We start from the raw sequence: 13,075 nt of genomic DNA on the forward strand, positions 1-13,075 counted from the left end.
GCGGAACAACGGTGACCCAGCAGGAACAGCAGCAGAACGCGCCGTCGCTGGCCCGTGCCGGCGGCTCCATGGCCATCGCCACGATCGTCAGCCGCGCCTCGGGACTGCTGTCCAAGCTGCTGCTGGTCTCGGTGATCGGCATCAACGTGCTCAACGACTCCTACCAGGTCGCGACCACGCTGCCCACGATGATCAACGAGCTGCTGCTCGGCGGCGTGCTGACCAGCGTGGCCATCCCGCTGCTGGTGCGCGCCGAGAAGGAGGACGGCGACGGCGGCGAGTCGTACGCGCAGTGGCTGATCACCATGGCGGCGGTGGTGCTGGGCATCGGCACGGCCATCGCGATCGCCTGCGCGCCGCTGCTGACCGCGCTGTTCATCGACTCCTCGTCGGACGCCAACCCGGCGCTGGTCACCGCGTTCGCCTACCTGGTGCTGCCGGGCATCGTGTTCTACGGCCTGTCCGCGCTGCTGGGCGCGATCCTCAACACCCGGAACGTGTTCGGCCTGCCCACCTGGGCGCCGGTGCTGAACAACGTCGTGGTGATCGTGACGCTGGCCGTCTACTGGGCGGTGCCGGGGGAGATCTCGCTCGACCCGGTCCAGATGGGGCAGCCGAAGCTCCTGGTCCTGGGTCTGGGCACGATGGCGGGCGTGGCGCTCCAGGCGCTGGTCCTGCTGCCCGCGATGCGGCGGACCGGGTTCCGGTTCCGCTGGCGCTGGGGCTGGGACCGCAGGCTGGCCGAGTTCGGCGGGCTGGCGTTCTGGGTGCTGCTGTACGTGGCGCTGGGGTTCGTGAGCATGGTCGTGCTGACCCGCGTCGCGACCAACGACAAGGGCGCGATCACCGTCTACAACATGCAGTGGTTGATCGCGCAGGTGCCCTACGGCGTGCTGGGCGTGTCGCTGCTGACCGCGCTGATGCCGCGGATGAGCCGCGCGGCGGCGGCGAACGACACGGGCGCGCTGGTCGGCGACCTGTCGTTCGGCAACCGGATGTCGGCGATCCTGCTGATGCCGTTCAGCGCGCTGCTGACGGTGGCCGGCGTGTCGATCGGCCTGGCGGTGTTCGCGCACGGCGAGTCCGGGGTCGAGGGCGGCGAGGCGATCGGCACGGCGCTGGCGCTGTCGGCGTTCGGCCTGGTCCCGTACGCGATCACGCTGCTCCAGCTGCGCGTGTTCTACGCGTTGAAGGACGCCCGGACGCCCACGGTGATCCAGGCCGTCATCGTGGTGGCGCGGATCGGGCTGCTCTACGCGTTCCTGGAGTTCTCGCCGCCGGACAAGCTGGCCGTGGGCGTGTCGGTCGCGATGTCGCTGAGCTTCGTGGTGGGCGCGCTGGTCGGCCAGGTGTGGCTGCGGGTCCGGCTGGGCCGGCTGCGCACGGGCTACACGGCGTGGACCCTCTGCCTGACGGTGGTGGCGTCGGCGATCGCGTTCGGCGCGGCCACCGGTCTCGCCTGGCTCGCCGTCCAAGGACTGGGAATCGAATCCCGCGTGACGGGCGCTTGGGTGGAGCTCGTGATCCAGGGCGCGGTGGGCCTGCCGCTGAGTTTCGCGCTGCTGGCGCTGTTCAAGGTGCCCGAGGTGAAGCCCGCCCTGGACAAGATCAGTCGTTTGGTGGGCCGTCGGTGACCGCTGCGGTGCGCCCCGTTCCCGTACTCTCAGGGCCGTGAGCAGCGGCCCGATCCAGAACACCTCGCTGGTCCCCGGCGGGGTGATCGGTGGCGGCCGCTACCGGCTGCTGGAAGCGTCCGGAGTGGACCGCCGGTGCGACGCGCAGCTGTGGCGGGCCCGCGACGGGCAGCTCAACCGGGACGTGGCGCTGACCGTCCTGGTGGGCAACCCGGCCGACCAGGCTTCGGTGGCGCGCGCCAAGCGGATCACCGAACGCGCCACGCACGCGGCCAGCTTCACCCACCCGGGCGTCGCCCGGGTGATCGACGTGCTCACGCCCGGTGCCGGGATTCAGCTCGGTGACGGCATCCTCGGCATCGTCGTGGCCGAGTGGACCCAGGGCTCGGAGCTCGTGGCGCTGATCGCCAAGGGCCCGCTCCAGGCGGGCGCGGCGACCAGGCTGCTGGAACCGCTCGGCGCGGCCATCGAGGGCGCGCACCACGCGGGCCTGGTGCTGGGCGCCGACCACCCGCAGCGCATCCGGGTCACGCCGGACGGCCGGCTGCGGCTGGCGTTCCCCGGCCCGCGCCCGGACGCGATCGCGCGCGACGACGTGAAGGGCCTCGGCGCGGTCCTGTACCTGCTGCTCACCGGCAAGTGGGCGCTGCCGGGCGGCCCGGAGAGCGTGCCGGTGGCCCCGACCGGGCCGGACGGGGCGGTGCTCGCGCCGAGCGCGATCCACCCGTACGTGCCGCACGAGCTGTCGTCGGTGGCGGTGCGCAGCCTGGAGGACACCAGCGTCGGCGGCATCCGGACCAGCGCGGCGATCCTCCAGGTGCTCGACCAGATCTCCTCGTCCGAGGCGCAGACCGCGATGATCGACCCGGTGCCCGGCGGCGACGCGGACGACGGCGCGGTGTGGACCACGCAGCGGCCGGTGCGCGGCAAGGAGCAGAAGCGCAAGCTGATGATCAGCGTGGCCGTGCTGGCGGTGGCCACGCTCGGCGTGATCGCCTGGCTGAGCTTCCAGATCGTGAGCTTCTTCAGCGACGAGCCGACCGGCGGCGGCGGGCCGACCGTGGTGATCGGGCAGTCGGCCGAGCCGGGGCAGAGCGGCCAGCCCGCGCCACCCGCGCCGCGGCCGGCGGGACCGGTGCAGCCCGCGTCGGTCGGCGTGTACGACGTGACCAACCAGCCGGACAACGCCAACCGGGCCAGCCGCGCGGCCGACGGCAACCCGACCACGGTGTGGCAGACCGAGAACTACTTCCAGCCGTTCCCGGCGCTCAAGCCGGGGATCGGGCTGATGGCGGGCTTCGCCGAGCCGGTCAAGCTGGCGTCGGTGACCATCACCTCGCCCAGCGAGGGCACGGTGGTGGAGATCCGGGTGGCCGGGGCGCCGAACGCGCCGCTGGAGGAGACGAGGGTCATCGGGACCGCGACCCTGTCGGCGGGGCAGACTCAGATCCAGCTGAACGACCACGACCCGGCCCAGCAGGTCCTGGTGTGGGTGACGAAGCTGGCGGGCAGCGGCCGCAACAACAAGTCGGAGATCGCGGAACTGGTCTACACGCGGGCCCAGTAGGTCCGCTGACCGGCGTGCCCGACCGCGGTGGGCGCGCCTCCCCGCACGGGTGATCGGACCGCACCGGGGCAGCACCGATACCCTCTTTCGCGTGACCGCCGCAGCCAGCTCGGACGCAGCCCTGATCGCGGCGCACGCCGCCGGTGACCCGCACGCCTTCTCGGAGCTGGTGCGCAGGCACCGGGACCGGATGTGGGCCGTCGCCCTGCGCACCCTGCGCGATCCCGAGGAAGCGGCCGACGCGTTGCAGGAGGCGTTCATCTCCGCCTTCCGGGCCGCGGGCAGCTTCCGCGCCGAGTCGCAGGTCACGACGTGGCTGCACCGAATAGTGGTGAACGCCTGCCTGGACCGGATGCGGCGGCGACAAACCAGACCGACCGTACCGCTGCCCGAGGCCGGTCCCGGCGAGCCGGTCGCGCCGCGCGACGCGATGGCCGAGCGGGAGACCCGGCTGATCATCCGGGACGCCCTGAACGAGCTGCCGGAGGAGCAGCGCGCCCCGATCGTGCTGGTCGACGTGGAGGGGTACTCGGTGGCGGAGACCGCGCGGATGCTCGGCATCGCGGAGGGAACCGTGAAGTCGCGCTGCGCCCGCGGGCGGGCGAAGCTGGCCAAAGTTCTGGGGCACCTCCGGAACCAGGGTGCAGATGCGAACGTCCCAGGAAACGATGTGCAGGTGCAACAGGGACGTCAGTGGGAGGAACGATGACCGGCAATGCGCGGCGTTCGGGGCCGCCGTGGTCCGTCGACCTGCTGGCCGATCTGCACGCCGGGGTCCTGGACCCGGGCACCGAAGCCGAGCTGCGCCCCCTGGTCGAGGACGACCCCGAGGCGCGGGAGATCCTGGCCGCGCTCGACGCGACGCTGCACGACCTGCGCGGACTGCGTGACGCGCCGCCGATCCCGATGCCGCGCGAGGTGGCCGAGCGGATCGACGCGGCGCTGGCCCAGGAGGCCCGCCGGGCGGCCGAGGAGTTCCGCCCCGCCGCGCCGGTGCTCGACCTCGCCGCGGCCCGCGCCAAGCGCAACAAGCGCCTCGGCCTGGGCGCGGGCGTCCTGGTGGCGGCCGCCGCGGCGGTCGGCATCGCCGTGCTGACGGTGCCTCGGGACAACAGCGCCACCGACAGCGTGGCCGGGGCGACGCCCTCGAACTCGCCGGTCACCGCCAGCGGGGGCCCCGGTGACGCGCCGCCCCTGGCGGTGCGGGACGAGAACTTCGGCCCGGTGTTCGGCGACGTGCTCAAGGCCCAGAACTACGGCCCGCTGGAGAACCAGGACCAGCTGGCCGGGTGCCTGGCCGGCGCGGGGATCGCGGCGGGCAAGCCGCTCGGCGTCAGCCCGATCTCGCTGGACGAGAAGCCGGCCGTGATGGCGATCCTGCCGGGTGGCTCGCCCGGGGCCTACCGGATCGTGGTGGTCGACCCCGACACGTGCGGCCCGGACAACCCCGACGGCGTGCTCGCCAACAGCACCATCGAACCGTAGTCCAGCTCACCCGACCGGTGCGGAATTACCGCACCCTACGATCCGTTGAGCGAAGAGCCGGGCCGGGTGACCCCGGTCCGGGACGACTTACGGAGGTCGAGGGTGTCGGACGTTCGGAACCTGATCATCGTCGGATCGGGGCCCGCCGGGTACACCGCGGCGGTCTACGCGGCACGCGCCCAGCTCGAACCGCTGGTGTTCGAGGGCTCCCAGTACGGCGGCGCGCTGATGACCACCACCGAGGTCGAGAACTACCCGGGCTTCCGCGACGGCATCATGGGCCCGGACCTGATGGAGCAGATGCGCGAGCAGGCCAAGCGCTTCGGCGCCGAGCTGCGCGCCGAGGACGTCGACGCCCTGGAGCTCGACGGCCCGGTCAAGCACGTCACGGCCAACGGGAAGCGCTACTCGGCGCGCGCGGTCGTGCTGGCCATGGGCGCGGCGGCCCGCTACCTGAACGTGCCCGGTGAGCAGGAGCTGCTCGGCCGCGGTGTGTCGGCCTGCGCCACCTGCGACGGCTTCTTCTTCCGCGACCAGGACATCGCGGTGGTCGGCGGCGGCGACTCGGCGATGGAGGAGGCCACCTTCCTCACCAAGTTCGCCCGTTCGGTCACGATCATCCACCGCCGCGAGGACTTCCGGTCCTCCCGGATCATGCTGGAGCGGGCGCGGAGCAACGAGAAGATCAAGTGGCTGCTCCACGCCGAGGTCGTCGAGGTGCTGGGCGAGAACTCGGTGTCCGGGCTGAAGGTCCGCGACACCCGGACCGGCGAGGTGAGCGAGCACCCGTTCACCGGGTTCTTCGTCGCCATCGGCCACGACCCGCGCAGCTCCCTGGTCGCGGACCAGGTCGAGCTGGACGACGAGGGCTACGTCCAGGTCCGGGGCCGCACGACGCACACGAACCTGGACGGGGTGTTCGCCGCGGGCGACCTCGTCGACCACACCTACCGCCAGGCCATCACCGCCTCCGGCTCGGGCTGCTCCGCCGCGATCGACGCGGAGCGCTGGCTCGCCGAGCACGGTGAGGCGGAGGCCGCGGTCACCGCCGAGCACGTCGGCGGCGGCTACGGCGAGCCCGTCACCACCAGCTGAACCCCACGCCGAAGAGGAGAACAACACAATGGCAGGCTCCACCGTGGTCACGTCCGCGCAGACGTTCACCGAGGACGTGCTGACCAGCGAGAAGCCGGTCCTGGTCGACTTCTGGGCGACCTGGTGCGGCCCGTGCAAGATGGTCGCCCCGGTCCTGGAGGAGATCGCCGCCGAGCACGCCGAGAAGATCACCGTGGCGAAGCTCGACATCGACGCGAACCCCTCGATCGCCCGCGACTACCAGATCATGTCGGTGCCGACCATGATCCTGTTCCAGGGCGGTCGCCCGGTGAAGCAGATCGTGGGCGCCAAGCCGAAGGCCGCGCTGCTCAAGGACCTGTCCGACGTGCTCTGAAGCACCCGTTCGAGTGACCCGTCCGTCTTCTTCCGAGGAGGGACGGGTCACTCGTTCGTGGAGCAGTAACCACACGCAGTAGCCCCGCGAGTGGGCGCCGGTTGAGCAAGGCACAATGAGGCGTCAAGTTCCGCGTCGACACCCGTCGGCGCCTAGTTGAGCGAGGGGTGCATGCCGCTACTCCGCCGCGGGGATTTCGGACCGGACGTCGCCGAGGTCAGGGCCACGCTGACCAAGCTCGGCCTGCTGTCCGATCCGCAGCCGTCGCAGGTGTTCGACCTCCCGGTCGAGCACGCCGTGCGAGCGTTCCAGCAGCAGCGGGGTCTCATCACCGACGGTGTCGTCGGTCCGGCCACCTACCGCGCGCTGCGCGACGCGACCTACCGGCTCGGCGACCGCCCGCTCGCGTTCCTGATGGCGCAGCCGGTGACCGGTGACGACGTCTCCGCCCTCCAGGAGCGCCTGCTGGAGCTGGGCTACGACGCGGGCCGCGCGAACGGCGAGTTCGGCCAGCAGACCGAGCAGGCCCTGAAGAACTTCCAGCGCGACTACGGCCTCATCTCCGACGGCATGTGCGGGCCGGACACGGTGCGCGCGCTGCGCCAGCTCCAGCCCAAGGTGCGCGGCGGCCGGCCGGTGTTCCTGCGCGAGCAGGAGCGGGTCCGGCGGGCCGGGCCGAGGCTGTCGGGCAAGCGCATCATCATCGACCCGGGCCACGGCGGCGAGGACCGCGGTGTCGTGGTCGACGGCGTGTCCGAGGCGGACCTGATGCTGGACCTGGCCAGGCTGCTGGAGGGCAAGATGGCCGCCACCGGCATGGAGGCCCTGCTCACGCGGGGTCCGCGCAACAACCCCGACGAGGGCGAGCGGGCCCGGTTCGCCAACGAGGCGGGCGCCGACCTCATCCTGTCGCTGCACGTCGACGCCAACCACTCGCCCCTGGCCTCCGGGGTGGCGACCTTCCACTTCGGCAGCACCGGCGGCGCGGGCACCACGTCCACCGTCGGCGAGGCGCTGGCCGGGATCATCCAGCGCGAGATCGTGGCCCGGACGGGGCTGCCGGACTGCGGCGCGCACGCCAAGACGTGGGACATGCTGCGGATGACCCGGTGCACGGCGGTCCGCATCGAGGTCGGCTACCTGACCAACCCCGGCGACCGGCAGCGGCTGGCGAACCCGTCGTTCCGGGACGTGGTGGCCGAGGGCATCCTGGTCGCGGTGAAGCGGCTGTACCTGCTGGGCAAGGACGACCAGCCCACGGGCACCTTCACCCTGGACGACCTGGTGCGGCACGAGGTGGCGTTCGGCCAGGCGCGCTGAGCCCCCCGGGGCCGGCGGGAACCCCAGGGGTGCCCGCGCGCCGGCCCCGGGCCTCACCAGCCGCTGAGGGTGTCCAGGACCCGGCCCACCGCGTCCTCGTCGTCCGCCCGGTTCTGGGCCCGCAGGTCGAGCATGAGGTCGGTCAGCTCGTCGGCCAGGAGCTCGGCCGGGACGCCCCGCGCCTGCCAGTCCTCCAGCATCCGCTGGAGCCGCTGGAAGTCGCGCCGACCCTCGACCTCCGCGAGCACTTCGCGCTGGATCTCCGCCCCGGTGTCCACGGAAGTCGATCTTATTGAGGACGCGGGGGCCCGCTGTCCGCCAGGTGGGTCACACGCCCGCGGCGCGGTACTCCGCCGAGAGGTCGGCGCCTCCCGCACCCTCCCGGGCGTGCTCCCGACGGAGGTCACGTACGCGGAACCGGGCCTCACGTCCGCCTCCGCCCCTCGCTGTGCGGGCACCTGCCCGCACGTCAACGCGCGGGAGGAGAACCGCGGGTGGAGCGGGGAGTTCAGGCGGGGCGGAGGCTCGGCTCGGCGACCGGGGCGGTCGACACCGTCACGGAGCCGAGCAGCCGCTCCAGCGCCGCCTCGACGTCTTCCTTCCACGAGGACGCGCTGCGCAGCTCCAGCCGCAACCGCGGCCAGCGGGGGTGCGGCCGCACGGTCTTGAAGCCCACCTGGAGCAGGAAGTCGGCCGGCGTCACGCAGCTCTGGCCCTCGTCCGGGCGGTTGTCGCCGAACGCCTCGATCGCCTTCACGCCGCGCCGGGTCAGGTCCTTCGCCACGGTCTGCACCAGCACCCGGCCGAGGCCGCCACCGCGGAACTCGGGCAGCACCTCCAGGCCGGTCATCAGCACCGCGTCGGGGCTGGCGGGGGAGGTGGGGAAGGCCAGCGAGCGGGGCACGGCCGCGGGGGGCGCGTAGAACACCGAGCCCGCCGGGATGCCGTCGCAGTAGATGATCCGACCGCACGAACCCCATTCGAGCAGAACGCTGGAGACCCAGGCCTCCTTCTCGAACTCGGTGTCGCCGAACTCCTCGGCCTGCTCCTTCAGGTGGGGCGCGAGCTCCCAGAAGACGCACGTGCGGCTGTGCTTGGCCAGGTGCTCCAGGTTGTCCAAGGTGACGCCCACAACACGACGCGACACCCCGACCTCCAAGCCCCCGGCGGACACCCCGTACGAGGATATGCGGTTGTGACCCCGGCCCGGAAGACAGATGCCCCGAACGGGACGGCCGTTACACTCGGGCGGGAACATACCCGCCGGTAAATCCACCAAACGGAGTTCCCCGTGAACCTACCCGATCAGCCCCCGAAGCAGGGTGCCAGAAGTCTCGACCCCCACCTGCGCCGATACGCGGCGCGGACGGCGGGCATGACGGCATCGGAGATCCGGGCGCTGTTCGCGGTGGCGAGCCGGCCGGAGGTGGTGTCCCTGGCGGGAGGGATGCCCCACCTGGCGGCGCTCCCGCTCGACTCGCTGAGCGCCGAGGTGGGCGACCTGATCGCCACCGAGGGCCTGGTGGCCCTCCAGTACGGCAGCGCGCACGGCGTGCCCGAGCTGCGCGAGCAGATCTGCGAGGTCATGGCCCTGGAGGGCATCAAGGCCCACCCGGACGACGTCGTGGTCACCGTGGGCTCCCAGATGGGCCTGGACATGGTCACCCGCATCTTCTGCGACCCGGGTGACGTGGTGCTGGCCGAGGGCCCGTCCTACGTGGGCGCGCTCGGCTCGTTCGCCGCCTACCAGGCGCAGGTCGTGCACGTGGCCATGGACGCGGACGGCCTGGTGCCGGAGAACCTGCGCGAGGCGATCGCGGCGGTCGGGCGGGCCGGCCGGCGGATCAAGTTCCTCTACACGATCCCGAACTTCCACAACCCCGCCGGCGTGACGCTCGCCGTCCAGCGCCGGGCGGAAATCCTGGAGATCTGCCGCGCCCACGGCATCCTGGTGGTCGAGGACAACCCGTACGGCCTGCTGGGCTTCGACGGGGTCACCTACCCGGCGCTGCGGTCGACCGACCCGGACAACGTGGTCTACCTCGGCTCGTTCTCCAAGACCTTCGCCGCCGGCCTGCGGGTCGGCTGGGTGCTCGCGCCGCACGCCGTGCGGGAGAAGCTGGTGCTGGCGGCCGAGTCGGCCACGCTGTGCCCGCCCACGCTCAACCAGATGATCGTGTCCCGCTACCTGGCCACCCAGGACTGGAAGGGCCAGATCAAGACCTACCGCGAGGCGTACCGCGAGCGGCGCGACGCGGCGATCTCCGCGTTGGAGCAGCACATGCCGCTCGGTTCCACGTGGAACAAACCCAGCGGCGGGTTCTACGTGTGGATCACCGTGCCCGAGGGCATCGACACCAAGGCCATGCTGCCGCGGGCCGTCACCCAGCGCGTCGCGTACGCGTCGGGCACCGGCTTCTACGCCGACGGCCTGGGCAGCCGCCAGCTGCGCATCTCGTACTGCTACCCGACGCCGGAGCGCATCCGCGAGGGCGTGCGGCGGCTGGCGAACGTCATCAAGGACGAGGTGGAGCTGCACGAGACGTTCGGCCCGACGTCGCCGAACCGCGCCGTCGAGTCGCGTTCTTCCGGGGGTCCCCAGACCCCGTCGCCCGACACCGCCTGATCAGGAGAAGAGACGTTGTCCAACCGCTGGGTCGCAGTGCTGTCCGGTGGCCTTTCGCACGAGCGGGAGGTGTCCCTGCGGTCCGGTCGCAGGCTCTCCGCGGCGCTGCGCTCGGTCGGTCTGGTCGTGGAGGAGTGGGACGCCGACGCGAACCTGCTCACCCGGCTGAAGGAGCACCGGCCGGACGCCGTGGTCGTGGCGCTGCACGGCGGCGAGGGGGAGAACGGGTCGGTGCAGACGATCCTGGAACTCCTCGGCGTGCCGTTCGTCGGCACGGACCCCCGCGCGTGCCGCCGGGCGTGGGACAAGCCGACCGCCAAGGGCGAGGTGGCCCGTGCGGGCCTGGTCACGCCGGAGTGGGCCGTGCTGCCGCACGCGACGTTCCGGGAGCTGGGCGCGCAGCCCGTGCTGGACGCGATGGTCGACCGGCTCGGGCTGCCGCTGATGCTCAAGCCCGACCAGGGCGGGTCGGCGCTGGGCGCCCGGGTGGTGCGGGACGCCGCCGAGCTGCCCGCCGCGATGGTCGGCTGCCTCGCCTACGGCGACACGGTGCTGGCGGAGCGGTACGTGGAGGGCGTCGAGGTGGCCGTGGCGGTCGTGGACGGCCCGGACGGGCCCTGCGCCCTGCCGCCGGTGGAGGTCGTGCCGGAGAGCGGCGTCTACGACTACACCGCCCGGTACACCGCGGGCCTGACCGACTTCCACGCGCCGGCGCGACTGGACGAGAAGACCGCGCAGGCGGTCGGGGAGCTGGCGGTGTCGGCGCACCGGCTGCTGGGTCTGCGCGACGTGTCGCGGACGGACGCCGTCGTGGCGCCCGACGGCACGGTCCACTTCCTGGAGGTGAACGTCTCGCCCGGCTTGACCGAGACCTCGCTGCTGCCGATGGCGGTCGAGGCGGCCGGCCGGTCCCTCGGGGAGATCTACGCCGGTCTGGTCGAGCGCGCGGTGGCTCGCTGACGACCCCGGAAAGCCGATTGCGGCCCGTGTCCACTCGGACACGGGCCGCAATCGTAACCGTGACATAAGTCCCCGGTGTGATCCCTAGTCGCCCGATCGTGTCCGATTTGTCGCTTCCGGCGACATGATCGAGATGATCCGCTCAAGATCGTCCACGGAACCGAACTCGACCACGATCCGGCCCTTCCGCTGCCCGAGTTCGACCTTCACCCGCGTGTCGAAGTCGTCCGACAGCCGCTCGGCCAACTCCTGGAGACCCGGCGCCTGCATCGGCTTGCGCCGCGCCTGCTTCGCCTTGGCCGGCTCGGCGCCCTTGGCGAGGGTCACCGCCTCCTCGGTCGCCCGGACCGACATGCCCTCCGCCACGATCCGGGTCGCCAGCTCCTCCTGCACGCCCGGGTCGTCCAGGCCGAGCAGCGCGCGGGCGTGCCCGGCGGACAGCACACCGGCCGCCACCCGCCGCTGCACGGGGAGGGGGAGCTTCAGCAGCCGGATGGTGTTGGTGACCACCGGGCGGCTGCGGCCGATGCGGTCGGCCAGCTCCTCGTGCGTGACGCCGAACTCCTGCAACAGCTGCTGGTAGGCCGCCGCCTCTTCGAGCGGGTTCAGCTGGACGCGGTGGATGTTCTCCAGCAGCGCGTCGCGCAGCATCACGTCGTCGGCGGTCTGCCGGACGATCGCCGGGATCGTCTTCAGCCCCGCCAGCTGGGTCGCCCGCCACCGCCGCTCGCCCATGACGAGCTCGTAGGAGTCGGGCCCGGTGGAGCGCACCACGATCGGCTGCATGAGCCCGAACTCGCGGATCGAGTGCTCCAGCTCGCGCAGCGCCTCGTCGTCGAAGACCTGCCGCGGCTGCTTCGGGTTCGTGCGGATCGACGTGACCGGCAGCTCCTGGTACACCGCACCGGCCACCTCCCCGGTGGGGGAGGAGGTCGTGGTGTGCCAGTTGGTGTCCAGCACGGGGGCGGACGACCCGCCGTTCGACGCCACCCTGACGGGCGCCGGCGCGCCCGGCGGGGGACCGCTCGGGATCAGGGCCGCGAGACCACGACCGAGGCCACCCCTGCGCTGTTCCGTCATGCCGACCCCATCCGCGCGCCGTACTCGGCGATCTCGCGTGCCGCGTCGAGGTAGCTCATCGCACCCCGTGAACCGGGATCGTAGGTGAGCACCGTCTGACCGAAGCCCGGCGCCTCGGACACCTTCACGCTGCGCGGGATGACCGTCCTGAGGACCGTGTCGCCGAAGTGGCCGCGCACCTCGCTGGTCACCTGGTCGGCCAGTTTCGTGCGGCCGTCGTACATGGTGAGCAGGATGGTGGACACGTTCAGGGTCGGGTTCAGGTGCGCCTGCACCAGCTCGATGTTGCGCAGCAGCTGCCCGAGCCCCTCCAGCGCGTAGTACTCGCACTGGATCGGGATCAGCACCTCCTGCGCGGCCACCATCGCGTTGACGGTCAGCAGGCCGAGCGACGGCGGGCAGTCGATGAACACGTAGTCCGGTTGGATCGTGTCCAGCGCCTCGGGGCTCAGGGCCTCCTTCAGGCGGGACTCGCGGGCCACCATCGAGACCAGTTCGATCTCCGCGCCGGCGAGGTCGATCGTAGCGGGCACGCAGTAGAGGTTGGGGGACTGGTTGCTGACCTGGGCCGCCTCGGCGACGGAGATCTCACCGATCAGCACCTCGTACACCGACGGCGTGCCGGAGCGGTGCTCGATGGCCAGCGCGGTGCTCGCGTTGCCCTGCGGGTCGAGGTCGATGACGAGGACCTTGAGCCCGTGGATGGCGAGCGCCGCCGCCACGTTCACCGTGCTGGTGGTCTTGCCCACGCCGCCCTTCTGGTTGGCGACGGTGAAGACGCGGCGACGCGCTGGGCGGGGGAGTTGGAGCGAGTCGGGGTGGAGGACGCGAGTCGCGCGTGCCGCTTCTTCCGCGATGGGAGTCCACACGGTGCTGTCTCCTGCCGGGTCCACGTTGTTTACCGGGTTCACGTTGCTCGCAGAGCGGAGCACTTCGCCTGCCCCCACCGTGTC

The 13,075-nt window shown here is 72.0% G+C and carries 13 protein-coding genes; 9 read left to right on the forward strand and 4 right to left on the reverse strand.

Features of this window, described 5'->3' with window-relative positions:
* The first annotated feature begins 11 nt into the window (after positions 1-11).
* The 7 genes from murJ (at position 12) to Q5530_RS03990 (ending at position 7,456) form a co-directional block, all read left to right on the forward strand.
* The gene (murJ, locus tag Q5530_RS03960; protein ID WP_415360771.1) at positions 12-1,634 is read left to right on the forward strand and encodes a murein biosynthesis integral membrane protein MurJ; all 1,623 of its coding nucleotides are present in this window, start codon (positions 12-14) and stop codon (positions 1,632-1,634) included.
* A gap of 37 nt (positions 1,635-1,671) precedes the next feature.
* Positions 1,672-3,201, forward strand: coding sequence for a protein kinase family protein (locus Q5530_RS03965; protein WP_415360772.1), 1,530 nt, complete (start codon positions 1,672-1,674; stop codon positions 3,199-3,201).
* Positions 3,202-3,292: 91 nt separating this feature from the next.
* Positions 3,293-3,910: an RNA polymerase sigma factor SigM gene (gene sigM / locus Q5530_RS03970; RefSeq protein ID WP_380639462.1), complete on the forward strand. Its 618-nt coding sequence runs from the start codon at positions 3,293-3,295 to the stop codon at positions 3,908-3,910.
* Positions 3,907-4,686 (forward strand): anti-sigma factor family protein, encoded by a 780-nt coding sequence (locus Q5530_RS03975; protein ID WP_415360774.1) that lies wholly within the window; start codon positions 3,907-3,909, stop codon positions 4,684-4,686. Before sigM ends, Q5530_RS03975 begins: the two co-directional genes overlap by 4 nt.
* 102 nt (positions 4,687-4,788) lie before the next feature.
* A complete protein-coding gene (gene trxB, locus Q5530_RS03980) occupies positions 4,789-5,781 on the forward strand; it encodes a thioredoxin-disulfide reductase (RefSeq protein WP_415360776.1) in 993 nt (330 codons plus the stop codon).
* A gap of 28 nt (positions 5,782-5,809) precedes the next feature.
* Positions 5,810-6,136, forward strand: a complete 327-nt coding sequence (trxA, locus tag Q5530_RS03985) for a thioredoxin (RefSeq protein ID WP_415360777.1) — start codon at positions 5,810-5,812, stop codon at positions 6,134-6,136.
* Positions 6,137-6,307: 171 nt separating this feature from the next.
* The gene (locus Q5530_RS03990; protein ID WP_415360778.1) at positions 6,308-7,456 is read left to right on the forward strand and encodes an N-acetylmuramoyl-L-alanine amidase; all 1,149 of its coding nucleotides are present in this window, start codon (positions 6,308-6,310) and stop codon (positions 7,454-7,456) included.
* 53 nt (positions 7,457-7,509) lie between these two features.
* Here Q5530_RS03990 and Q5530_RS03995 read toward each other — a convergent pair whose 3' ends face one another.
* Together Q5530_RS03995 and Q5530_RS04000 are read right to left on the reverse strand one after the other, a co-directional pair.
* Positions 7,510-7,734 carry a hypothetical protein gene (locus Q5530_RS03995; protein ID WP_415360779.1) on the reverse strand — a complete coding sequence of 75 codons (225 nt, stop codon included), beginning with the start codon at positions 7,732-7,734 and terminating at the stop codon, positions 7,510-7,512.
* A 230-nt stretch (positions 7,735-7,964) separates the two neighbouring features.
* Complete coding sequence (locus Q5530_RS04000) at positions 7,965-8,603, reverse strand: GNAT family N-acetyltransferase (RefSeq protein WP_380639450.1); 639 nt, start codon at positions 8,601-8,603, stop codon at positions 7,965-7,967.
* Between the two features lie 144 nt (positions 8,604-8,747).
* Between Q5530_RS04000 and Q5530_RS04005 the strand changes: the two genes are divergently transcribed.
* Both Q5530_RS04005 and Q5530_RS04010 read left to right on the forward strand, forming a co-directional pair.
* A complete protein-coding gene (locus Q5530_RS04005) occupies positions 8,748-10,082 on the forward strand; it encodes a PLP-dependent aminotransferase family protein (RefSeq protein ID WP_415360780.1) in 1,335 nt (444 codons plus the stop codon).
* Between the two features lie 15 nt (positions 10,083-10,097).
* Positions 10,098-11,042: a D-alanine--D-alanine ligase family protein gene (locus tag Q5530_RS04010; RefSeq protein ID WP_415360782.1), complete on the forward strand. Its 945-nt coding sequence runs from the start codon at positions 10,098-10,100 to the stop codon at positions 11,040-11,042.
* Between the two features lie 84 nt (positions 11,043-11,126).
* On the opposite strand, the gene Q5530_RS04015 is transcribed toward Q5530_RS04010, so the two are convergent.
* Entirely contained in the window at positions 11,127-12,122 is a 996-nt protein-coding gene (locus Q5530_RS04015) for a ParB/RepB/Spo0J family partition protein (protein ID WP_415360783.1), read from the reverse strand.
* A complete protein-coding gene (locus Q5530_RS04020; RefSeq protein WP_380639442.1) occupies positions 12,119-13,033 on the reverse strand; it encodes a ParA family protein in 915 nt (304 codons plus the stop codon). Before Q5530_RS04020 ends, Q5530_RS04015 begins: the two co-directional genes overlap by 4 nt.
* Positions 13,034-13,075: the final 42 nt, after the last annotated feature.

The sequence above is a fragment of the Saccharothrix sp. BKS2 genome, assembly GCF_047689505.1.
Classification (GTDB): domain Bacteria; phylum Actinomycetota; class Actinomycetes; order Mycobacteriales; family Pseudonocardiaceae; genus Actinosynnema; species Actinosynnema lopnurensis.

Excerpts from the sequence above, each read along its gene's own strand:
- Q5530_RS03975 (WP_415360774.1), top strand. The coding sequence starts at position 3,907 with ATGACCGGCAATGCGCGGCGTTCGGGGCCGCCGTGGTCCGTCGACCTG.
- Q5530_RS03990 (WP_415360778.1), top strand. The coding sequence starts at position 6,308 with ATGCCGCTACTCCGCCGCGGGGATTTCGGACCGGACGTCGCCGAGGTC.
- trxA (WP_415360777.1), top strand. The coding sequence starts at position 5,810 with ATGGCAGGCTCCACCGTGGTCACGTCCGCGCAGACGTTCACCGAGGAC.
- Q5530_RS04015 (WP_415360783.1), bottom strand. The coding sequence starts at position 12,122 with ATGACGGAACAGCGCAGGGGTGGCCTCGGTCGTGGTCTCGCGGCCCTG.